The 21752-nt window shown below is 73.9% G+C and carries 18 protein-coding genes; 11 read left to right on the top strand and 7 right to left on the bottom strand.

Annotated features, from left to right (window positions below):
* Positions 1-54: 54 nt before the first annotated feature.
* Positions 55-1227, bottom strand: coding sequence for an alpha/beta hydrolase (locus tag OG514_RS31115; RefSeq protein ID WP_266900420.1), 1173 nt, complete (start codon positions 1225-1227; stop codon positions 55-57).
* Positions 1228-1742: 515 nt separating this feature from the next.
* Between OG514_RS31115 and OG514_RS31110 the strand changes: the two genes are divergently transcribed.
* Together OG514_RS31110 and OG514_RS31105 are read left to right on the top strand one after the other, a co-directional pair.
* Complete coding sequence (locus OG514_RS31110) at positions 1743-2870, top strand: LLM class flavin-dependent oxidoreductase (protein WP_266900418.1); 1128 nt, start codon at positions 1743-1745, stop codon at positions 2868-2870.
* Complete coding sequence (locus OG514_RS31105) at positions 2867-4231, top strand: NtaA/DmoA family FMN-dependent monooxygenase (RefSeq protein WP_266900416.1); 1365 nt, start codon at positions 2867-2869, stop codon at positions 4229-4231. The genes OG514_RS31110 and OG514_RS31105 overlap by 4 nt, the downstream gene beginning before the upstream one ends.
* A gap of 65 nt (positions 4232-4296) precedes the next feature.
* Here OG514_RS31105 and OG514_RS31100 read toward each other — a convergent pair whose 3' ends face one another.
* The 4 genes from OG514_RS31100 to OG514_RS31085 form a co-directional block, all read right to left on the bottom strand.
* A complete protein-coding gene (locus OG514_RS31100; RefSeq protein WP_266900414.1) occupies positions 4297-6240 on the bottom strand; it encodes a CocE/NonD family hydrolase C-terminal non-catalytic domain-containing protein in 1944 nt (647 codons plus the stop codon).
* A 177-nt stretch (positions 6241-6417) separates the two neighbouring features.
* On the bottom strand, positions 6418-7530 hold the full coding sequence (locus tag OG514_RS31095) for a PP2C family protein-serine/threonine phosphatase (RefSeq protein ID WP_266900412.1): 1113 nt from the start codon (positions 7528-7530) through the stop codon (positions 6418-6420).
* 1 nt (position 7531) lies between these two features.
* Complete coding sequence (locus tag OG514_RS31090; protein WP_266900410.1) at positions 7532-8986, bottom strand: MFS transporter; 1455 nt, start codon at positions 8984-8986, stop codon at positions 7532-7534.
* Positions 8983-9612 carry a TetR/AcrR family transcriptional regulator gene (locus OG514_RS31085; protein ID WP_266900408.1) on the bottom strand — a complete coding sequence of 210 codons (630 nt, stop codon included), beginning with the start codon at positions 9610-9612 and terminating at the stop codon, positions 8983-8985. The genes OG514_RS31090 and OG514_RS31085 overlap by 4 nt, the downstream gene beginning before the upstream one ends.
* Before the next feature lie 323 nt (positions 9613-9935).
* Between OG514_RS31085 and OG514_RS31080 the strand changes: the two genes are divergently transcribed.
* The 7 genes from OG514_RS31080 to OG514_RS31050 all read left to right on the top strand — a co-directional run bounded on the left by OG514_RS31080 (position 9936) and on the right by OG514_RS31050 (position 18464).
* Positions 9936-10517, top strand: a complete 582-nt coding sequence (locus OG514_RS31080; protein WP_266900406.1) for a TMEM165/GDT1 family protein — start codon at positions 9936-9938, stop codon at positions 10515-10517.
* 144 nt (positions 10518-10661) lie between these two features.
* On the top strand, positions 10662-11279 hold the full coding sequence (locus OG514_RS31075; RefSeq protein WP_266900404.1) for a TetR/AcrR family transcriptional regulator: 618 nt from the start codon (positions 10662-10664) through the stop codon (positions 11277-11279).
* Complete coding sequence (locus tag OG514_RS31070) at positions 11263-12918, top strand: acyl-CoA dehydrogenase family protein (RefSeq protein ID WP_266900402.1); 1656 nt, start codon at positions 11263-11265, stop codon at positions 12916-12918. The genes OG514_RS31075 and OG514_RS31070 overlap by 17 nt, the downstream gene beginning before the upstream one ends.
* A gap of 180 nt (positions 12919-13098) precedes the next feature.
* The gene (locus tag OG514_RS31065) at positions 13099-14460 is read left to right on the top strand and encodes a hypothetical protein (protein ID WP_266900400.1); all 1362 of its coding nucleotides are present in this window, start codon (positions 13099-13101) and stop codon (positions 14458-14460) included.
* A gap of 65 nt (positions 14461-14525) precedes the next feature.
* Entirely contained in the window at positions 14526-15752 is a 1227-nt protein-coding gene (locus OG514_RS31060) for a MoxR family ATPase (protein ID WP_266900398.1), read from the top strand.
* Between the two features lie 50 nt (positions 15753-15802).
* Positions 15803-17047 carry a VWA-like domain-containing protein gene (locus OG514_RS31055; RefSeq protein WP_266901022.1) on the top strand — a complete coding sequence of 415 codons (1245 nt, stop codon included), beginning with the start codon at positions 15803-15805 and terminating at the stop codon, positions 17045-17047.
* A 121-nt stretch (positions 17048-17168) separates the two neighbouring features.
* The gene (locus tag OG514_RS31050) at positions 17169-18464 is read left to right on the top strand and encodes a M20 family metallopeptidase (protein ID WP_266900396.1); all 1296 of its coding nucleotides are present in this window, start codon (positions 17169-17171) and stop codon (positions 18462-18464) included.
* An 11-nt stretch (positions 18465-18475) separates the two neighbouring features.
* On the opposite strand, the gene OG514_RS31045 is transcribed toward OG514_RS31050, so the two are convergent.
* Complete coding sequence (locus OG514_RS31045; protein ID WP_266900394.1) at positions 18476-19366, bottom strand: LysR family transcriptional regulator; 891 nt, start codon at positions 19364-19366, stop codon at positions 18476-18478.
* Positions 19367-19495: 129 nt separating this feature from the next.
* On the opposite strand from OG514_RS31045, the gene OG514_RS31040 reads away from it, so the two are divergent.
* Together OG514_RS31040 and OG514_RS31035 are read left to right on the top strand one after the other, a co-directional pair.
* Entirely contained in the window at positions 19496-20767 is a 1272-nt protein-coding gene (locus tag OG514_RS31040; protein WP_266900392.1) for an MFS transporter, read from the top strand.
* Positions 20764-21081, top strand: coding sequence for a cupin (locus tag OG514_RS31035; RefSeq protein WP_187624761.1), 318 nt, complete (start codon positions 20764-20766; stop codon positions 21079-21081). The genes OG514_RS31040 and OG514_RS31035 overlap by 4 nt, the downstream gene beginning before the upstream one ends.
* 97 nt (positions 21082-21178) lie before the next feature.
* Here OG514_RS31035 and OG514_RS31030 read toward each other — a convergent pair whose 3' ends face one another.
* Complete coding sequence (locus OG514_RS31030) at positions 21179-21697, bottom strand: tetratricopeptide repeat protein (RefSeq protein WP_266900387.1); 519 nt, start codon at positions 21695-21697, stop codon at positions 21179-21181.
* Between the last annotated feature and the right edge of the window lie 55 nt (positions 21698-21752).

Raw genomic sequence — 21752 nt, 5'->3', positions numbered from 1 at the left:
TGCCGCTCCTGAACACCCGTGGCCGCTGCTGTGAACACAGCGGACCCGGTCGGGTCAGCGGTGCTGGAAGTGGACCTCCGGGTTCGCCGGTGACGGACCGTCGAGCAGCGGGCGGGAGAGTCCGCGCAGGTGCTGGTCGAAGAAGGCGGCGACGTACGTCCGGGTGATGTCGATGGCGCGGTCGGTGGGCAGCTCGGGCTGCGGCAGGCCGAAGTGGCGGGAGATCACGGGGCCGTCGGAGAAGGTGAAGTGGTCGGAGCCGGCCACGGTGACCCAGCGCTTCCACCCGTCGAGGGCGGTCCACGTCCCGTCCCAGGTGGTGTCCGTGCCGCCGGGCAGGTGCATGGCGTCGTGGGTGCCGAGCATCATGAACGGCCGGCCTCGCAGGCTCTCCGCCGGCAGGTCCTCCCAGAAGGCCCCGTCCATGTTGATCCCGGCGTCGATGCGCCGGTCGGCCACCATGGCCGAGGCCGCGCTCGCCCCGCCGATGGAGTGGCCCGCCATGCCGACCCGACGGTCGTCGATCACGTCGGCGTGCTTCCAGACGGGCCGGGGCCCGGTGAGGCGGTCCAAGACGTAGCGCATGTCGGCGGCGCGGGTCGAGGTGACCACGCTGCCGTGCACGCCGCCCTCGTCGAGCGCCGTGCAGGCGACGCAGGTGAGGGTGCGGCCGCCGGGGAGGCTGATCCCGAAGGACTCGTAGGCGTGGTCGACGGAGGCGACGACGTAGCCGCGGGAGGCGAGGTCCTCGGCGAGACCGGTGAGGGTCCAGCGGGAGACGCCGAAGCCCGGTGAGAGCAGCACCAGGGGGCGACGGCCCGGGGCGGGCCACGCGTCGGTCCTGCCGTGGGTGCGCGTCCGGGCGAGCAGGTCGCCGGAGACACCGGACCCGAGCTGCTTGGCGAGCAGTCGCGCCTCCTCCCGGGTGGCGTACGGGGCGGGGCGGCCACCGCCGGTGCGTGCCGCCGGGTAGTGGAGGGTGACCATGAGCGCGCGTCCGTCGGCGGTGGGAACCCACGGGTCGGTGCGGGAGCGGTCGACGAGCGGCAGGACGGTGCTTCCGACGGAGTACGGACCGGTGGGCGCGGGCAGCGCGGCGGCCCTCGCCGGCTGGGCGGCCGACAGCGGCGGCGGGGCATCAGGGGTGGCCGCGGTGGCGACACCGGCAGGTAAGGCGACGGAGCAGACGAGGAGAGCGGCGACGGCCGCCCTGGTGATTCGGATCATGAGGGGAACGCTAGATGTCCCGGCGGCCGCGGCGCGTCCGACTCCGGGCCCATGTGCCGTCGTACCAGGGTCGGATGCACCCGGCCCGGGGGACGTGGCCCCGAGCCCGGCCCGCTTGTCGGCGCCCCGGGCGAACTCCCGCGCCGTCCGCGTCCGTCCACCCGCCCGGCTCCCGGGACGGCCTTGACAGCGCGGAAGGCGGCCTGCCTAAGCTGAGGCGTTCCCTTCCGGACGTGGACGGGACATGGGCCCGGGGCCCGGACCTGCGGGGAGGCGGACGTGCGCGCATCGATCGCGGCGTCACACGCCTCCGGCCGGTCGGGGGCGCGGCTCGTCTGCCGACGGCACGTCGACTTCTGTCGTACCGCCTCGGCCATCTGTCCTTCCTTCCGCGCCTGACCCCGCCCCGCGTGGGTCCGCGCGTCCTCTGACGTCCCGCCGCCCGGCCCCACGTCGGCGCGCCCGCGCGCGCCGTGGGCGCCGCCGCGTGCTCCCGTCTCCCGGAAGGACTTCCCATGCCCCGCCCTGCCCTGCGCCTGGCCGTCGAGATCGACGGTGACGGCGCCCATCCGGCCGCGTGGCGCCGTGCCGCGCACTCCCCCGGCGAGCTACTGACCCCGCGTCGGTCGGCCCGGGTGGCGGCCGTCGCCGAGAACGCCGGGTTCACCCTGGTCACCCTGGAGGACTCGATCCTGCCGCCGGGTTCCGGTGCCGATCCGGTGGGACGGATCGGCGCGGTGGAACGGGCCGCGTTCGTGGCCGCGTCGACGAGCGTCCTCGGGGTGGCGCCCGTCCTGGCGACCACCTACGCCGAGCCGTTCCACGTCTCCTCGCAGCTCGCCACGCTCGACCATGTCTCGGCCGGCCGGGCCGGCTGGGTGGTGGGAGTCGAGGAGGACCCCGCCGCCGCCCGCGCGTGGGGGCGGTCACCCGTCGAAGGAGCCGACGCGCGGGCCCGCGAGGCCCGCGACGGTCTCCGGGTCGTACGGGACCTGTGGGACTCCTGGGAGGACGACGCGGTGATCCGGTCGGTGGCGACCAGCCGCTATCTGGACCGGTCGCGGCTCCATTCCATCGACTTCACCGGGGAGACGTACTCCGTGAGGGGCCCGTCGATCGTGCCGCGCCCGCCGCAGGGGCGGCCCGTGGTGCTCGCCCGCCACGGGACCGTACCGGCCGAACTGACCGATGTGGCGCTGGTCGGCGGTACCACCGCCACCGAGGCCGGCGACGCCGCCGCTGCCGCGAGGTCCGACAGCGGGCCGCCGCTCGCCTTCGCCGAGATCGAGGTGGCCCTCGACACCCCGGGCGGGACGGCGCGGGAGCGGATCGCCGACCTGGAGCGGTACTCCCCGTGGACGGCCCGCCCGGACCGGCTGCGCTACACCGGTCCCGCGTCGGGACTGGTGTCCCTGCTCGCCGAGTTGAGCGGCCGCGTCGACGGGGTGCGGCTGCGTCCCCTCGCCCTCGACGAGGACCTCGCCGTGCTCTCCCGGCTCGTGCTGCCCGAGCTCTTCGTCCGGCGGATCGCGTCCCGGCCACTGCCGGGCACCACCCTGCGTGCCTCCCTGGGCCTCACCCGGCCCCTCAGCCGCTTCACCACGGACATCACCACCGCGCCCGTACGGGAGGAGACCCGATGACCCGCACCGATCCCACCGATGTCCCCCGCCCGGACGCGCGGCTGCACCTCGGGGTGTTCTTCCAGGGCGTCAACCACTGGACGATCTGGTCGGACCCGTCGAGCGGTTCGCAGATCGACCCGGCCTCCTTCCTCCGGGTGGCGCGGACCGCCGAACGCGGGCTCTTCGACGCCTTCTTCCTCGGGGACGGCCTGCGGCTGCGCGAGTCGGAGGGCGGCATCCACGAGCTGGACGTCGCCGGCCGACCCGACTCGATCACCCAGCTGTCGGCGCTCGCCGCCGCGACCGAGCGGATCGGGCTCGTCTCGACCTCCAACACCACCTTCAACGAGCCGGGCGATCTCGCCCGTCGGCTCGCCGGTCTCGATCTGCTCTCCGGCGGCCGGGCCGGCTGGAACGTGGTGACCACGCACAACGCCTGGACCGGGGAGAACTTCCGGCGCGGCGGCTTCCTCGACCACGCCGACCGCTACCGGCGCGCCGAGGAGTTCCTGGCCGTGGCGCGTGCCGTGTGGAACGGCTGGGCGGAGGGCGCGGTGGCCGGGTCGGTCGACGCGCGTTCCTGGTCGGTGCCGGACGCGGTGGGACGCGTACGGTCCAAGGGGGTCCAGTTCGACGTCGACCTTGCCCCGACGCTGCCGCGCAGCGCCCAGGGCCATCCGGTGATCTTCCAGGCGGGGGACTCCGGGGAGGGCCGGGACTTCGCGGCCCGTCACGCGGACGTGGTGTTCTCGGCGCACGGCACGGACTTCGACGACGCGCTCGCCTTCGCCGAGGACATCCGGGGCAGACTGCGGGCGGCAGGCAGGCCCGAGGACGCGCTGAGGATCCTGCCGGGTACCGAGATCGTCATCGGGGCCACCGAGAAGGAGGCGGAGGAGAAGGCCCGCTGGGTCCGCCTCGAACAGGTCACTCCGGCGGTGGCCCTCGGCATCGCGAGCCGCCTGTGGGGCTTCGACCTGTCGGGCCGGGACGCCGACGGGCCGCTGCCCGCCGAGGAGCCCGTGGTCGCCCGAAACACGGGGACCTTCGGGACGCGCTGGGTGGACGATCCCCGGGCGGTGGTGGCCGAGTGGCGGACGAAGGCCGGGGCCAACGGCTGGTCGCTGCGCGAGACGGTCATCGAGCTCGGTCCACAGCACGGTCATGTCGGTACCCCGACCGGGCTCGCCGAGAAGTTCGCCCGGTTCGTCCGGCACGGGGCCGTCGACGGCTTCAACGTCTCGCCGTATCTCGTTCCGGACGGTCTCGACGACATCGTCGAGCTGCTGGTGCCGGAGCTCCAGGAGCGGGGCGTGTACCGGTCGGCGTACTCGGGCACGACGCTCCGGGAGCATCTGGGGCTCGCCCCGGTGGTGTGACCCCCACGACGGGCGGGCACGCGCGCGTGGAGCCGCGTGCCCGTCCGCCGTACGGCCTCCGGCGGTCAGCCGAGCGGCAGTTCCAGGCGGGACGGTTCGTCCTCCGGAGAGCCGATGACGGTCTGCGTCCAGGTGACGGAGGCGTCGCCGTACAGCGGGTCCTTGCTGTCGACGACCAGCATCAGCCGGTGCCCGGAGGCGATGTCGTACGCGGCGGCCTGGAGGTTCCAGGTGACGGTGGTGTCCTGGTCGGGCGTCAGGCCGTACACGTTGAGCGGCTCATGGCTGATGATCCGGGCCGTGTCGTCCTCGGCGACGTCCAGGAGGTGGGCGTAGAGGCTCGCGGAGGTCGCGGTGGAGCGGACCGTGAGGCGCAGCCGCGGAATTCCCCGGACTCGGCGGCCGGTCCCCGCCTCCCCTTCGGGCGAGGCGAGCGGTTCGGTCGTCCAGGCGACCGCGTGACGGCGGTCGATCTTGCGGGTGTCGTAGATCTTGGGGTTGCCGGCCCATTCCTTCCGCCCCGTCTGCATGATCGTGTCCATGGCGGTGGCCTCGGTGTCGACGCCCGCGAGGAAGGCGCGCCGCCAGCCGGTCTCCTCCACTCCGGGATCGTCGCCTCCGACGGGGACGAGCCTGCCGTCGGTGCCGGCCGCGCCGTCGCCGGTGAGACCGAACACCTCGGTGCCGCGGGTGACCTCGCTCCAGCCGGGGCTGGTCTCGCGGCGGGCGGGCGTCACGATCCTGTTGTCGCCGGTCGGTTCGCCGGTGTCCGGGTCCAGGACCGGTTCCGTGACGTACGTGAACATCACCTGGTTGCAGACCTCGGGCCAGTCCTCCACCCCGTTGCGTTCGCCCTTGAGGTGGTGGTCGAGCCAGGCGTACGCCTCCGCCATGGGGAGGTTGACCTCACCCGGGGTGGTGGGCGGGCCGAGGAGAGCGGAGCCCTCGGGGGCGGCGTGGTCGCCGATCCACATGTTGAGCCGCTTGGGCACGTCGAGGCCGTTGAAGGTCTCCAGGGTCTGGTTGACCGCGAAGAGGCTCTCGTGCCAGGTGTTGGAGAAGAAGGTGGGCGTGCCGTTGTCGTTGGTGAGCGTGAGGTACGACTCGGGGGCGCGCAGCCGGCCCCAGTCGACGACGTCGGGTTCCAGGTTCCGGTCGGCCTGGAAGTCGGCGAGGATCCGCTGGTTCTCCTCGTCGAACTTGTTCTCCGGCAGCCCGCCGGTGAGGGCCAGGAGGGCCTTCACCGCCGCAAGGTGGCGCGTCTTGTTGTCGTACAGGCTGGTCGCGAGATTGCCCCAGGTGCTGAGGGCGACGACGGCGGCGACCCGGTCGTCGTGGGCGGCGACGAGCTGACTGATGCCGGAGCCGTAGGACTCGCCCATGAAGCCGACGACGCTCGGGGCGAAGTGGTCGACGGCGAAGTCGATGACGGCGGATCCGTCGGCCCAGTCGTGGGGTCCGGCGACGTCGATGAGGCCGCTGGAGGTGGAGGGCAGGCCGGGGATGCCGAGCCCTCGGGGGGTGTAGGCGAGGACGTGGTAGCCCTTGCGGGCGAGGACGAGGTACGACCAGAGGAACAGCGGCCAGCCGAAGGGGGTCCAGCCGGCCGGGACGACGACGAGCGGGTGCGGGCCGGGGCCGAGCTGCCGGAGGCTGAAGGCGGAGAGGCGGACGTGCTCCGTGGACCCCTCGCTCTCCGCGGCCCCTTCGATGCGGTGGTACGCGGGCAGCGCCAGGCCGCGCACCTCCTCGACGACCGCTGCGAGTTCGGCGGGGAGCGGCGCCTCGGCGCCGTCGGTGCCGTCCGGACTGTCGGTCGTCTCCCTCAGGAGTGCGTTGGCGAGGGTCTGGCCGAGCCGGACGGCGCCTGGGTCCACCGTTCCGTCCGCGGCCCAGAGGCCGCGTCCGGTGATCTGGGAGGTCTCGGCGGCGGTCAGGGCCGCCGTGACGTCCGGGAAGCCGGGGAAGTGTTCGGACGAGCCGGTGGTGAAGGGGTTCTCCTGGGGCACGTGCACCCGTTCCTCTCGACTGGGCTGGTGACTGTCCGCATGCGGACGGTCACCAGCCTCACCCATGCGGGATGGAGCGACCAGAGCGCACGAACGGCGCATGCGTCACACAACCGGACGGGAACGACACAAGCCGCCCCGAACTCGATGTTTGGGGACGACGGGGAGGGTTCCGGTTCAGCGTGCTTCGGGAGGAAACACCACGAGCAGGGCGGCGACGTCGTCGTCGAGGCCGTCGGCACCGTAGTGGGCGAGGTCCTTGTGGAGGAGTGCCGGCAGCTCCTTGGCCGGTTCCCGTGCCCAGCCGCGCAGGCGCAGTTCGAGCGGGTAGAAGGTGCCGGTCCTGTCGCGGGTCTCGCTGACGCCGTCGGTGTAGAGGAGCAGCCGGTCCCCGGGGACGAACGCCACCTCCTCGATGCGGTGGCGGGAGTCGGCCAGGCCCGCGAGGTTGACGGGCAGTGAGGGGTCGGCGAAGTGCACGGACTCGACCTCGCTGCCGCGCTGGAGCAGCGGGGCGGGGTGGCCGCAGCTGAGGAGCCGTGCGATGTCCTCGCCGTCGGGGAGTTCCACCAGGACGACGGTGGCGAAGCGTTCGGCGGCGTCGGAGTCGGGGTCCCAGGCTCCGTAGCGGGCGAGGCCCTCGTCGAGCCGGTCGGCGAGGACGGCCAGGTCGGGAGCGTCGTTGACGGCGGCGCGGAAGGAGCCGAGCAGCACGGAGGCGGTCTCGACGGCGCCGAGGCCCTTGCCCTGGACGTCGCCGAGCATGATCCGCACGGCGCCGGGGACCCGTACGGCCTCGTAGAAGTCGCCGCCGATCCTGGCCTTCGCGGCGGCGGCCACGTACAGCAGATGGAGGTCGTAGCGGCCGAGGGAGTCGGGGAGGGGGCGCAGCACGACCCTCTGGACCACCTCGGCGACGGCGGTGAGTTCCTGCATGTCCTGCTCGTAGCGGGTGCGGACGTGGCTGACCCAGGCAGCGGCGGCGGTGACGCCGGCGATCACGGTCAGGTTCGCGACGAGTTCGGGTGTCGCGAGGAACTCACCCCTGATGACGCTGAGCAGCACCCGTGCGCCGATGGCGAGCAGCCCGATGCCGATCGTCGCGGGCACGCTCCAGGTGACGGCGGCGAGCGCGGGCGCGGCGACGAGGAGCCGGTCGAAGCGTTCCCGGTCGGGGGTGAGCAGATCGGCGACGAACGTCAGGGCCAGGACCAGGAACGGCAGCGCGCGACCGAGGTTGATCTGGGTGCGCGCCGGTGCGTCGGGACGGCCCCGCTGACCTGCTGGCATTTCATGATCGTACGCACGCTCCGCGTCCGGTCCGGGGTGACGTCGGCCCTCGGCGTGTCCGCGGCCGGTCCGTGCCGCCGGGCAGGGCGAGCGCGGCCGGGACGGCGAGAGCGGCGATCACGGCGAGGGCCGGGAGGGCGGCACCGCGGACCGGTACGAAGCCGCCGTGCGGGACGAGGGCGAGCAGAAGGGTCGCGGCGGCGACACCGAGCGCGGGGCCGATGTTCATCGCGGTCTGCTGGAGACCGCCGGCGACCCCCGCGTGGGCCTCGGGGGCGCGGTGCACGACGACCGAGGTCGCGGTGACCATCAGGGTGACGAACCCGGCGCCCAGGAGTGCGGCGCTGATCCCGACGGCGGCGCCTCCGGCCGTCGTGTCGAGCCGGGAGAGGAGCAGCACGCCGAGGGTGAGCAGGACGGCGCCGGCGGTCGCCGTGCGCCGGGGGCCGAACCGGCGCTGGAGCGGTGGGCAGAGCGGTGCGCCGAGCACCATGAGGACGGCGAGCGGGAGGACGCGCAGGGCGCAGTCGAGGGGGTCGAGTCCCTGGACGTCCTGGAGGAAGTAGGTGGCCACGAAGAGCGAGCCGAAGAGCGCGGCGGAGGCGGCGAGCAGGACGGCGAGGCCGGCGACGACGGGCACGCTCCGGAGCAGCTCCGGGGGCAGGAGCGGGCGCGCGACGCGACGCTCGTGGCGGGCGAAGGCGAACCCGGCGGCGACGGCCCCGGCGCAGGCGAGCAGGCCGGTCGCGGCGCCACCGGGCCGGGCTGCCTCGACGAGCCCGTGGACGAGCGACCCGAGCGTCACGGCGAGCAACAGGGCGCCGACGGGGTCGAGCACGGAGAGGCCGGTCGCGGCGGGCCGCGGGGCGGGGCCCGTTCCGCGGGAAGGGCTCGGCTCGGTGGGTCGTTCGCGGGTGGCCAGGGCGAGCAGGCCGATCGCGAGGGTCGGGGGGACGCCGAGGAGGAAGACCGAGCGCCAGCCGTACGCGGAGACCAGTGCGCCTCCGACGAGCGGGCCCGCCGCGGCCGCGAGGCCGATGGCGGCGGTGCGCAGGGCGATGGGGGTGCCGAGCCGCTCCGGCGGGAAGGCGGTCCGGAGCATGCCGAGCGTGGCGGGTTGGAGGAGCGCCCCGAACACTCCCTGGAGCACCCGGAGCACGATCACGGAGCCGATGCCGGGGGCCAGGGCGATTCCGGTGGAGGCGGCGGCAAAGCCGAGGGCGCCTACGGCGAAGACCCGGCGGTGGCCGTAGCGGTCGCCGAGCCGTCCGGCGAAGACCAGGAGGCTCGCGACGGCGACGAGGTATCCGGTGCTGGTCCACTGGACCTGGCCGACGTCGGCGTGCAGATCGCGCTGGAGGGCGGGCTGGGCGACGGTGAGGACGGTGCCGTCGAGGGCGACGACGGCGGCGCCGACGACGCTGCACGCGAGGACGGGGGCGCGGCGCGCGGTCACGGGGCCTGCCCTGCGGGACCGAGGTGCGCGTCGAGGGCGGCCGCGAGGAGCGGGGCGGGGTCGTCGCCGCCGGTCGCGAGCCGGAGGCTGCCCCAGTGCCAGAGCTGGGCGATGCCGTGGAGGTTGGCCCAGAGCGCGCCGGCGAGGACGGCGGGCTCGGCGGCGCCGGGGCGGACGCGGGCGACGAGTTCGGTGAGGCGGGCGAAGAGGGGCAGGCTCGTCTCCCGGAGTCCGAGGCTGCCGCTCTCCAGCAGGTCGTGCCGGAACATCAGCTCGTACATGCCGCGTCGGGTGCCGGCGTAGTCGAGGTAGACGCGGGCGAGGAGCTCGATCCGTTCGCGCGGCGCGGCCGTCTCCCGGTCCTCGGCGGCGACGCGGGCGGCCAGTTCGGTGAAGCCCTGGCGGGCGATGGCCGACAGGAGTTCGAGGTGGGTCGGGAAGTAGCGGCGGGGGGCGCCGTGGGAGACGCCGGCGCGACGGGCGATCTCGCGCAGCGAGAGGGCCTGGGCGCCTTCGGCGTTCACGAGCTCGACGCCGACGCGGACGAGCCGCTCGCGCAGCCCGCCGTCGCTCCGGTCGCCGCCATCGCTCGCGGGAACCTGGTGATCTTCGGTTTCGTCATGCATAGACACTGTCTACCAAGAACGAGTAGACAGTGTCCACTCGCTCACGCGCAGACCCTGTCCACTCACCCTCGCGCCCCGGTCCGCTACACTCGGGGACAGCGAAGGGGAGTAGCCCTGCAAATCGGTCGTCGACATACTGGAGCCCTCGGGTTCCCGGTGACCGGGTCCGCGTTCGACGCGGACGGGCGAGACCTTCGGCCAGGCATCAACCGCGTCCGCGTTTCCGTGGGCGTGGTCCGTCATGCCGGGCCGAGTGGTCCTCCCGTCGCCCACCGAGGTGTCGTGCCGAGCCCACAGGCCCGGACCGAGCAGAGAGCCCCGGTATGCACCTCGACCCCTTGGCGATCCTCACCGCCTTCGGGCTGATCTTCCTCGCCGAGCTTCCCGACAAGACGATGTTCGCGTCCCTCGCCATGGGCACGCGGATGCGTCCTCTCTACGTATGGATCGGCACCTCGACCGCCTTCCTCGCGCATGTCGCCATCGCGGTCGGCGCCGGCAGCCTGCTCGGGCTGCTCCCGGGCTGGTCGGTGAAGCTCGTCTCCGCCCTGCTGTTCGGTTTCGGCGCGTTCATGCTGCTGCGCGGCGGGGGCGACGACGAGGCCGACGAGGGCGGCAAGACCGTCACCGGCTTCCTGCCCGTCTTCTCGACGGCCTTCATGGCCGTGTTCATCAGCGAGTGGGGCGACCTCACCCAGATCACCACCGCCAACCTGGCCGCCACGAACGGCACCTGGTCGACGGCGATCGGCTCCCTCGCCGCCCTGATGAGCGTCTCCGCGCTCGCCCTGGTCGCGGGCCGGTTCATCGCGAAGCGTGTTCCGCTCAAGACCGTGCAGCGCATCGGCGGTATCTGCATGGCGGGCCTCGCGATCTGGTCCCTGACCGAGGTGTTCACCGGCTGACACCGGCCACCCGAACGCACGGCGAACGCCCCCACCCCCACAGGGTGGGGGCGTTCGCCGTTCCCGCGCCCGTTCCCGCGCCCGCTCCCGCACCGGCGCGTCCCGACCCTTGATGAAGCAATGAATCACTGCTTCACTTCTTCCATGCCCTACCGACGCACCCCCGCCGTCCAGGCCCGGCTCGACGCCCAGCGCACCTCCGTCGTCGACGCCGCCCGGGAACTGCTCGCCGAGCAGGGATACGCGGGATGCACGATGGCGGCCGTCGCCGCCCGCGCCGGAATCGCCACGGGCAGCGTGTACCGCCACTTCCCCAGCAAGGCCGAGCTCTCCGTGGAGCTCTTCCGGACCGTGGTGAGCCGGGAGGTCGCGGCCGTCTCCGAGGCGGCCGGGCACCCCGGGCACCGTTCGGCCGCCGAGCGGGTCGTCGCCGTCATCGAGACCTTCGCCCTGCGCGCCCTGAAGTCGCCGCGCCTCGCCTACGCGCTGCTCGCCGAACCGGTCGACCCCGCCGTGGACGCCGAGCGGCTGGTCTTCCGGCGCGCGTTCCGGGACGTGTTCGCCGCGCGCGTCGAGGAGGGCGTGCGCTCGGGCGAGCTGCCGCCCCAGGACCCGGTCCTGACGGCCTCGGCACTGGTCGGGGCGGGCGCGGAAGCGCTCGTCGGCCCGCTGGCGGAGGGGTCCGTCGGGCCCGGCACCGTACCCGCACTCGTCACCTTCACCCTGCGAGCACTGGGAGTTCCCGATGCCGACCACGCATGAGGTCACCAACCAGGTACCGCCCCTGACCGGTTACGACGTCTCCGCCGACCCCGCGCTCCTGGAGGCGCTGCGCCGGGAGGGCGCCGGCTGGGCCGAGGCCGAGGTCCGCGAGCTCGGCGCGCGGGCCGGCGGCGAGGAGGCCCAGGAATGGGGGCGGCTCGCCGAGCGCCACTCCCCCGTGCTCCACACCCACGACCGGTACGGCCACCGGATCGACGAGGTCGAGTTCCACCCGCACTGGCACCACCTGATGGACGTGGCCGTCCGGCACGGGCTGCACGGCGCCCCCTGGCGCGACGAGCGGCCGGGCGCGCACGTGGCCCGCGCGGCGAAGGTGTTCGTGTGGGGGCAGGCCGACGCCGGGCACCTCTGCCCGGTCTCCATGACGTACGCGGCGGTCCCGGCGCTGCGCGCCCAGCCGGAGCTGGCCGAGGTGTACGAGCCGCTGCTGGCCTCCTCGTCGTACGACTTCGGGCTCCGGGTGCCCACGGAGAAGCGCGGGATCATCGCCGGAATGTCGATGACCGAGAAGCAGGGCGGCTCCGACGTCCGGGCGAACACGACGCGGGCGGTCCCGGCGGGCGAGCCCGGCCTGTACGCGCTGACCGGCCACAAGTGGTTCACCTCGGCGCCCATGTCGGACGTCTTCCTCACCCTCGCGCAGGCGCCGGGCGGTCTCTCCTGCTTCCTGGTGCCGCGCGTCCTGCCGGACGGCAGCCGCAACGCGATCCGCCTCCAGCGCCTCAAGGACAAGCTGGGCAACCGGTCCAACGCCTCCTCCGAGATCGAGTACGAGGGCGCCCTCGGCCGGCTGGTCGGCGAGGAGGGGCGCGGGGTGGCCACCATCATCCGGATGGTGAACATGACGCGGCTCGACTGCGCCATCAGTTCGGCGTCCGGGATGCGCCTCGGGCTCGTCCAGGCCGTGCACCACGCCACGCACCGCGAGGCGTTCGGGGCGCGGCTCGTCGACCAGCCGCTGATGCGGAACGTCCTGGCCGACCTGGCGGTGGAGGCGGAAGCGGCCACGCTCGCGGCGCTGCGCCTGGCAGGCGCGGTCGACCGGGCGACACGCGGCGACGCGGAGGAGGAGCAGCTGCGGCGGCTCGGCCTCGCGGTCACCAAGTACTGGGTGTGCAAGCGGGCACCCGCGCACGCCGCGGAGGCCCTGGAGTGTCTGGGCGGCAACGGCTACGTGGAGGACTCGGGCCTTCCGAGGCTCTACCGCGAGTCGCCGCTGCCGTCGATCTGGGAGGGCTCGGGGAACGTCGCCGCGCTCGACGTCCTGCGGGCGATGACCCGTCAGCCACAGGCGGTGGAGGCCTTCTTCGCGGAGGTCGACCGGGGCGCGGGCGCCGACCGGCGCCTGGACACGGCGGTCGCCGGCCTCCGCAAGGACCTGGCGGGGCTCGGCGACCCCGACGCGGCGGCGTACGGGGCGCGACGTCTCGTGGAGCGGCTGGCTCTGGTGCTGCAGGGCTCGCTGCTCGTACGGCACGGGAACCCGGCGGTGGCGGACGCGTTCTGCGCGTCGCGGCTCGACGGCGACCGCGGCCTCGCGTTCGGCACGCTCCCCGCGGGCGTGGACACGGCGGCGATCATCGCGCGGAGCGGTCCGGACGCCATGAGCGCGGGCTAGGGGGTGCGGCTTCGCCGGCCGGTCCGGCGAAGCCGCAACGGCCGACGAAGTGTCCGCGCGGGGCCTGCCGCTTGCGGCGAAAAACAGCTGGCCCCGCCGCACACGCCTCGATACGATCATCGTGATGACGACCTACTCTGCTATCAGATCGGGGGTCCCGTCCGCGCAAGGTGAGTGCTGATGCTCACTCCCACCGCGAACGGCGAATCCCGCCTTTCCCTCTGGCTGCGCGTGCGCGAGTTCGCCGTGCCGCCCTCCATGATCGAGACCGCTGCTCGCCGCCGCTCCGTCGGCGACTGGTCGGGCGCCTGCGCTGCCGCGAGCGTCGACGTCGATCTCGACCTGCGTTCCGCCACCCACTCGTACGGGCGGGAACTCGCCGCCCTGGTCCGGGCGGACCTCCGTCGCCTCGCTCCCGACCTGCTGCGCTGGCACATGCCGCGGATCGCCCCCGACGGAGTGCTGCGCCCGGGACTGACCGTCCCCCTGGCGCGGTACGACCTCTCGGGGGACCACGACCCCCACCCCGTGTACCTCGTGGTGCGGACCCCGCCCGCGTGGGCGGACTCCGGACAGCGGATGAGCCTCGCCCTGTGGGACGGATCCCGTTCCGCGGCCGGTGAGCGCCGACATCCGCATCCACGCCCCAGCCGGCGGTACCGCCTGGATCTGCACCGCCACCTCTGGGACGGGCAGCGCAGCGGCGAGCTGCGCAGCCGCTCCGGGGCCGACGCGGATCCACCGTCGGCGAACGAGGAGCTGCGCGGTTGCGCCGTCGACCGTTGGGCGGCGGAGGCCGCGATCCTGCTCCGGGCCGAGGGACGGGACTCCGGGCAGGTCCGCGTACGGCTCGGAGCGCGGCAGCAGATGGTTCTCGACGTGCCGACGGGCGGTGGACCGCCATCGGCATCGGCCGTCGCTGCCTTGTCCGCGTCGGCATCCCAGGCGCTGCCCACGCTGCCCGACGCCGCGACCTGGGTGCTGCCCGACCTGGAGTTGCTGCGCGCCGGGCTGATCGAGGCCGGACGGCTGCATCCACTGGTCGCCTCGGCGCTCGTACCCGACCACCGGCCCGCCGGACCGGCGCCGGTCACGGACCCGCCTGGGCAACCACGTCTGGTGAACTGCCGGGGAGTCCGGCATCGGATCGGTCTTTCCGACGGCGTACTCGCCCCGCTCGACCACGCCCCCGCCGAGATCCGGCGGGAGGAGCTCCTGGTCGCGCTGGGCGGGCCGCCCCTCCCCTGCCTGCAAGCCATCGACGAGGCCCACCGGCGTCCGGACTGCCTCACCGGCGTCCGCGAGCGCCTGGACCACGGCGACACCGCCGGCGCGCTGGCCGTCGTCGAGGGCCTGCTCGGTCCCGGCGCCGCCCTGCGCAACGGCGCGCTGCGGGACGTACTGGAGTCGGCCGCCCGGCGGCGGATCGCGTACGGGCTCTACCGAGCGGACCTCTACGGCCCGGGTCCGGGTCGTGTGAGGCCCGGGCCCGACCGTCCTCAGCACCACCGCGCCCGCCCTCGCCACTCCTTCGCCCGCTGACCGAAGCGGTACCGGCCCGCGCACCGGTATCGGCCCACTGACGACGAACCCACAGGTGATCACCCATGCCCTTGAGCTCCCCGTCCCCCGCCCAGCTCGATGTCGCCGACGAACTCCTCGCCCTGCTGCGCGACTCCACGACCGAGCCACGCCCCGACGACCAGTTGGAGGCCCTGACCCTCGCGGTCGCCGCCGACCTGCCCGTACTCCTGTGGGGTGAGCCGGGGATCGGCAAGACGGCCGCGTTGACGCAGCTCGCCGAATCCCTGGACCTCCCGCTGACGACGGTGATCGCCAGCGTGCACGAGCCGTCCGACTTCTCGGGACTGCCCGTGATCGGGGACGATCCCGCCGAGCAGGGCGTCCCGATGGCCCCGCCGGACTGGGCGGTGCGGCTCGTGAGGGCCGGCCGCGGTCTGCTGTTCCTCGACGAACTGTCCACCGCCCCACCGGCGGTGCAGGCGGCTCTGCTCCGTCTCGTCCTGGAGCGGCGGGTCGGCGCCCTGCGGCTGCCGGCCGGGGTGCGGATCGTGGCCGCCGCCAACCCGCGGGCCTCGGCCGCCGACGGCTGGGAGCTGAGTCCGCCGCTGGCCAACCGTTTCGTGCACCTCCAGTGGACCCACGACCACGACGTCGTCGTCCGCGGCCTGGGCGGCACCTGGCCGCGCGCGACACTGCCCGTGCTCGACCCGGAGCGCCTGCCGCACGCCGTGGGCTACGCCCGGCGCGCGGTGTGCGGACTCCTCGCCACCCGGCCCACGCTCGTCCACCGGCTGCCCAGCGGGGAGACCCGGCGGGGTGGCGCCTGGCCTTCGCCCCGCAGCTGGGAGATGAGCCTGCGCCTCATCGCCTTCGCCACCGCCGCCGGATCCTCCCGCGAGGTGATCTCGCTCCTGGTCAGGGGCACCGTCGGGGACGGGCCGGGGCTCGAACTGCTTGCGAGCCTGGACCGGATGGACCTCCCGGACCCCGAGGAGCTGCTCGCCGACCCGGCCGGGGCCGAGCTGCCGGAGCGGGGTGATCTGCGCCAGGCCGCGCTCGACGGCGTCGTGGCCGCGGTCGGGGCGCGCCCAGAGAAGTCCCGCTGGGATGCGGCCTGGGCGCTGCTCGCCAGGGCGGTGGAGACCGGCGCGCCGGATCTGGTCGTCGTCCCGGCGACCACGCTCGCTGCCCTCCGCCGTACGGAGTGGGACGTGCCACCCACCATCGAACGGCTCGCGGGGGCGATCACGATGTCCCGGCGCGCGGACGAGGCGGCGGCCCTTGTCGCGAACGCTCCGGTGGCACGGTGAGCACGAAGGCAGCCGGTGACACCGTGAGCGCGAACGCAGCCGGTGACACCGTGAGCGCGAAGACAGCCGGGGACCTCGACCTCGACAAGCTCTTCGCCGCCCGGCTGCTCGCCGTCCGGACCCGGCCCTACCTGGCGACCGCCCTGTTCGCCCTGCACGTCGTCGAGTCACGGCGGGTGCCGACGATGGCCGTCGACCGGCACTGGCGGTGCTACGTGTCGCCGGTCTTCGTGAACCGGACACCGGTGGAGGAACTGGCCGGGGTGTGGGTCCACGAGGTGTCGCACCTCCTGCGCGACCACCACGGGCGCGGTGACCGGGTCGCCCGGGAGCGCGGTCTGACCGGCCCGGGCGCCAGGCTGCTGATGAACATCGCGGCGGACTGCGAGATCAACGACGACGTGTTCGGGGACGGACTGGTCATGCCCGAGGGCGCGGTGACTCCGGACTCCCTCGGGCTCACGTCCGGCGAGTTGATGGAGGACTACCTGCGCCGGATCGGCCTCGGCTCCGGCATGCAGCATCTCGCCTGGCTGGACTGCGGCAGCGGTGCCGACGGGCTGGACCGGGAGTGGGATCTGGGGTCCGACGGCGCGCACGGCCTCAGCGCTCAGCAGCAGGACGCGGTCCGGTTCCGGGTGGCGCAGGCTGTCAAGGGCCGACCGGGGAGCACGCCGAAGGGGTGGAAGCGGTGGGCGGAGGAGGCCTTCCATCCGCCGCAGCCGTGGCGGGAGTTGCTGGGGGCGGCGGTCCGTTCGGCGGCCTCCGCCTCCGGCGCGGGTGAGGACTACTCGTACGGCCGGCCTTCGCGGCGTTCGGCGGGGGTGCCCGGTGCGGTGCTGCCGAGCCTCCGGCGGAGACCGCCCCGGGTCACGGTGATCGTGGACACGTCCGGGTCGGTGAGCGACGCGGAGCTGGGAGGCGCGCTCCTGGAGGTGGCCGCGATCTCCCGGGCCGTGGGCGGGCGACGCGACCTGGTGACGGTGATGTCCTGCGATGCGGCGGCCCGCACCGTGCATCCGTTGTGCCGGGCCGAGGGCATCCCGTTGGTGGGTGGCGGCGGTACGGATCTTCGTACGGGTTTCTCCCGGGCGCTGCGGACGGCGCCCCGGCCCGACGTCATCGTGGTCCTGACGGACGGCCAGACGCCCTGGCCGGACGACCGGCCGCCGTGCCGGACGGTGGTGGGCCTGTTCCCCCGGGACGGTACGCGCGGCGGTTCGTGGATCGAGAACGATCCCGACTACGAACCGGACACACCGCCCGACTGGGCACGCGTGGTGACGATCGGGTAGACGGTCGTGAGAGCGCGCCGGACGGTGACGGGTGCCGCTCCGGATGGCAGCCTGATGGAGCACGTACCCCATGACCAGGGCCGGTCGGCATCGGCATCGGCCGGAACTACAGGGAGTCCCGTTGGGCAGCGAGGCGATCCACGAGGAACTGGACAAGCGGGCGGCCGAAGTGGCGGACCGGGTGGTCGCCTGGCGGCACCATCTGCACCGGCATCCGGAGCTGTCCAACCGCGAGGTGAACACGGCCCGCCTCGTGGCGGACCACCTCGACGCCCTCGGCCTCGACGAGGTCCGTACGGGCATCGCCGGGCACGGGGTCGTGGGCGTCCTGCACGGCCGTGCCGCGGGTGAGCGGGTCGTGGCGCTGCGCGCGGACATGGACGCGCTGCCGGTCCAGGACCTGTGCGGGACGGACTTCGCCTCCGAGGTGGTCGACGCCGATTACCCGGGCGGCCCGTTCCCCGTCTCGCACGCCTGCGGCCACGACTGCCACACGGCGGCACTGCTCGGTGCGGCGACGGTCCTGGCCGGGGTGCGCGACCGGCTGCCGGGCACCGTGCTCTTCGTCTTCCAGCCCGCCGAGGAGGGCCCTCCGGTGACCGAGGAGGGCGGGGCGCGGGCGATGGTCGAGGCGGGCGCGTTCACCGACCCGGTGCCGACGATGGTCTTCGGGCTGCATGTGACACCGCATCCGAAGGGGTACGTGGGCTACCGCATCGGCAATCAGTACGGCGCCTCCACCCTCGTCCGTATCGTCGTCACCGGCAAACAGACCCACGGCTCCACGCCCTGGGAGGGTATCGACCCGATGCCGGCGGTCGGGGCGGTCCTGACGGGCATCGGCCAGCTGTACCGGCAGGTCTCGGCCTTCGACCCGGTCACGGTGTCCATCGGGCACGTCGAGGACGTCGGCCGCTTCAACATCGTCGGGCAGACGGTGACGCTGTGGGGCACGGTCCGCTGTGCCGTGGAGTCCGACATGGCGCGGGTCCAGGCGCGCCTGACGACGCTCGCCGAGCACTCGGCGGCGGCCTTCGGGGCGACGGCCACGGTGGAATACCTGCAGTCGGTGCCGCCCGTGCACAACAGCGGGCGGTGGGTGGAGGCGGGCCTTCCGACCTTCCGTCGTGTGGTGGGCGAGGAACGCGTGGTCGAGACCGGGGCGACGCTCGGGTACGACGACGTCTCCGAGTTCGTCGGCCGGTTCGGCGGTCTGTACGTGATGCTCGGTGTCCAGGACGCGACCGTGGACGCTTCCGGACGGCCGGTGCCCGTGCCCGGCGGACGCGGTCTGGTGACCAATCACAACCCGCACTTCTACGCGGACGACGACACCCTCGTCACCGCCGTCCGGCTCCACGCGCACGTGGCGTACGACCATCTGACGGGGACCCTCGTCCCCCGGGACGGCGGCTGAACGGTCGGAGGTCACGCCTCCCCTACGGTGCCGACCGCCGCGACGAACGCCCTGAGCAGGGCGGAGTCGGCGGCGGTGGGCCAGATCAGGCCGTATTCGAGGGGTGGGGCGTCCCGCAGGGGGACGTAGGCGATGCCGGGCCGGGGGTGGTAGCGGGCGCCACGGGCCGCACCCGGAGTGACGCCCCGGCCGGCCGTCACATGGGAGAGGACCTCCTGCCAGGTGGCCGCGACCGGGCCCCGGGGGACGGCGGCTCCGGACGGGGCGCGCCGGGGGTAGTGGTGGTCGAGCCAGTGGCGCGGATGGGCACCCCCGGTGGTGATCAGGGGCAGGTCGGCCAAGTCCTCGAGGCCGAGGGACGGGCGGTCGGCCAGCGGATGGGCCGCGGGCAGCAGCAGGACGCGGTCGTCGCGGACGACGACGGGGCCGGTGGTCAGCTCCGGCTCGCGCACGGGGAAGGCGGCGAGCTGGATGTCGAGCTCGCCGTCCAAGAGGGGCCGGACGCCGCCGTCCAGGGGAACCTCATGGACGGTGATCTCGCAGCCGGGGTGGCGGGCGAGGAGGGCGTCGGCGGCGGTCATGAGCAGCTCGGCGCCCCAGGGCGTGCCGAAGCCGGCCCGCAGTCTCCCGTGGATTCCTCGTCCGGCCTCGGTGGCGCGCTCCAGGGCGGTGCGGATCTGCCGGTGGGCGGGCAGGAGGTCCTCGTACAGGCGCAGGCCGACCGGGGTGAGGGCGACACTACGGCTGGTGCGGGCGAAGAGCGGGGTGCCGATGCGGCGCTCCAGTTTCTTCACGGTCTGGCTGACGCGGCCGGTGGACACGCCGAGACGCTCGCCGGTGCGCCCGAAGTGGAGCTCCTCGGCGAGCGTGAGGAACGTTTCCAGCTCGTACCGTTCGAGCACCGGGCCCCCTGTGTGACTGCTCTGATCGTTGAGTGTGGCTCAACGCCGGTTTCATGATGACAGCTTGTTGCGCCGGGGCGGTGGCGAGGAGCCTGGAGGCGGCCCCCTCCCCCGTACGGAAGAGACTTCGTGGACCCGTTCCGCCCCGCCGCCCCCGACGATTCCCCCGCACCCGCCCGGCCCGTGAACGTCCTCCTCTTCGCCGTCGCGGGCGCCGTCACCGTCGCCAACATCTACTTCCCTCAGCCGCTCCTCGCCGCTGTCGCTCGGGGTCTCGACGTCTCGGAGCGGACGGCGGGGCTGATCGCCTCGGCGGCCCAGATCGGGTACGCGCTCGGCATCCTGCTCCTCGTCCCGCTGGCCGACACCGCGCGGCTCCGCCGCCTGACCTCGGTACTGCTCGCCCTCACCACCGCCGCACTGCTCGTCGCGGCGTCGGCGCCCGGAGTGGTCACGCTGACGGTCGCGACGCTCGCGCTGTCGACCACGACGGTGCTGCCGCAGATCCTCACCCCGGTGGCGGCCGTGCTCGCGGGCCCCGGTCGGCAGGGCCGGGTCGTGGGCCTCGTCGGTCTCGGGCTCACGCTCGGCTCGACCCTGTCGCGTACGGTCTCGGGCGCGGTCACCGACGTGAGCGGCAGCTGGCGGACGGCCTACGTCGTGGCCGCCGTGGCGACGGGGGCCCTGCTGTGCGTCCTGCCGCGCCGGCTGCCCGAACGGCTGGGGGCGCGCGGGCACACCTCGTACGCCGGGTTGCTGGCGGGACTGCCCAAGCTCCTGGCGGTCCACCGCGAGCTGCGCGTCTCGGCGCTGCTCGGGGCCTGCGTCTTCGCCGCCTTCAGCGTCTTCTGGGCGGTGCTCGCCTTCCATCTGGCGGCGCCGCCGCTCGGGTACGGGCCGGGGGCCGCCGGGCTCTTCGGGGTGCTGACCCTGCCCGCCGCGCTGCTCTCGGCGACGGCCGGGCCGCTCACCGACCGGTACGGGGCTCCCTTGGTGAGCGCCGGCGGGCTGGGGCTCACCGGGCTCGGGCTCGGTGTGGCCGGCCTGGTGCCGTACTCCTCCGTAGGCCTGGTCGCCGGGGCGAATCTGCTGGTGGTGGGGGTCAGCTCCTGTCAGGTGGCCAACCAGGCGAGGATCTTCGGGATCGGCCGGGCAGTGGCGGCGCGGGTCAACACGGTCTTCATGCTGGCCACCTTCGGCGGCGGGGCGCTCGGCTCGCTCGCCGGATCCTGGCTGTACGCGGAGCACGGCTGGTCCTCGGCACTGCTCGCCGCCGGCGTGTTCGTCGCCGCCGGCGGGATCGTGGCGGTGCGTTCCGGACAGGCGGCCCCGAGTTGCGTCCCGGACGTCACACGGGAGGCTGGGAATATCCGCCCGCGCATCCCGCAGGGAGAGTCATGAAGCTGGACCTCACCGCCCTCGCCGACGAGCACATGGCCGCGGCCCGCACCGCGCCGCACGGGCGCAGCGCCCATCTGATCATGCACGACGGGGTACTCCGGCAGTCCGTCATCGCCCTGACGGCGGGCACGTCCCTGGACGAGCACAACGCGCCTCCGGCGGCGAGCCTCCAGGTGCTGCGGGGCCGGGTGAACCTGACGATGGCGGGCCGGGCGGAGGAGCTGTCGACCGGCACGCTGCGGATGCTCAGGGAACGACACGGGATCACCGCCCTGGACGACGCGGTGGTGCTCCTGACGGCGGTGAACGACTGACAGGGGCGATCGACCGACGGACCTCGGAGCGGACGACGGCGGTGAACCCACACCGCCGGTGAACGGCGGACGGTAAGCGGTCCGCCCTCGCCTCGCCTCACTCGATCGCGTCGAGGTCCTCGGCATAGTGCTCGATGGCCCGACGGTACTCCCGTACGGACGGGTCCTCGCTGGTGGCGGCGAGCAGCCGGAGCAGCAGGCGGGTCGACTCGTGGTGGCGGCCGGTGTTGTAGAGGGCCATCGCGAGGAAGGTCCGCAGGGAGCCGTCCTCCGGGAACTCCTCGGCGGCGGCGGTCAGGAGGGTGACGGCCTCTTCGTGACGGCCGAGGATCCGGTAGGTGCTGCCGAGGCCGAGCAGCGCCCCGCGCCGGTCCTCCGTGGAGAGCCCGGCGCCGGCGGGCCCGCCGCCCGCGAGGGCGCGTTCGTAGTACGGCACGGCCTCCGCCTCCAGACCGAGGACATCGTGCGCCCAGGCCGTCTGGTACGCGATCTCCGCGTCGTCCGGGTGCTGTGCGGCGAGGGCGACGAGCCGCTCGCGCGCCTCTTCCCTCCGGCCCTGTTCGCGCAGCGCGACCGCCTCGGCCAGCGCGCCGTTCTTCTCCTGGTGATCTTCCATGGCGGCATCCTCGCAGCTCGCGCCCGGCGCCCCCACGACGGCTGCCAGGTGACGG

The organism is Streptomyces sp. NBC_00572 (assembly GCF_026341815.1).
In the GTDB taxonomy this organism is placed as follows: Bacteria; Actinomycetota; Actinomycetes; order Streptomycetales; family Streptomycetaceae; genus Streptomyces.
This window is presented reverse-complemented; position numbering and strand designations above follow the sequence as displayed.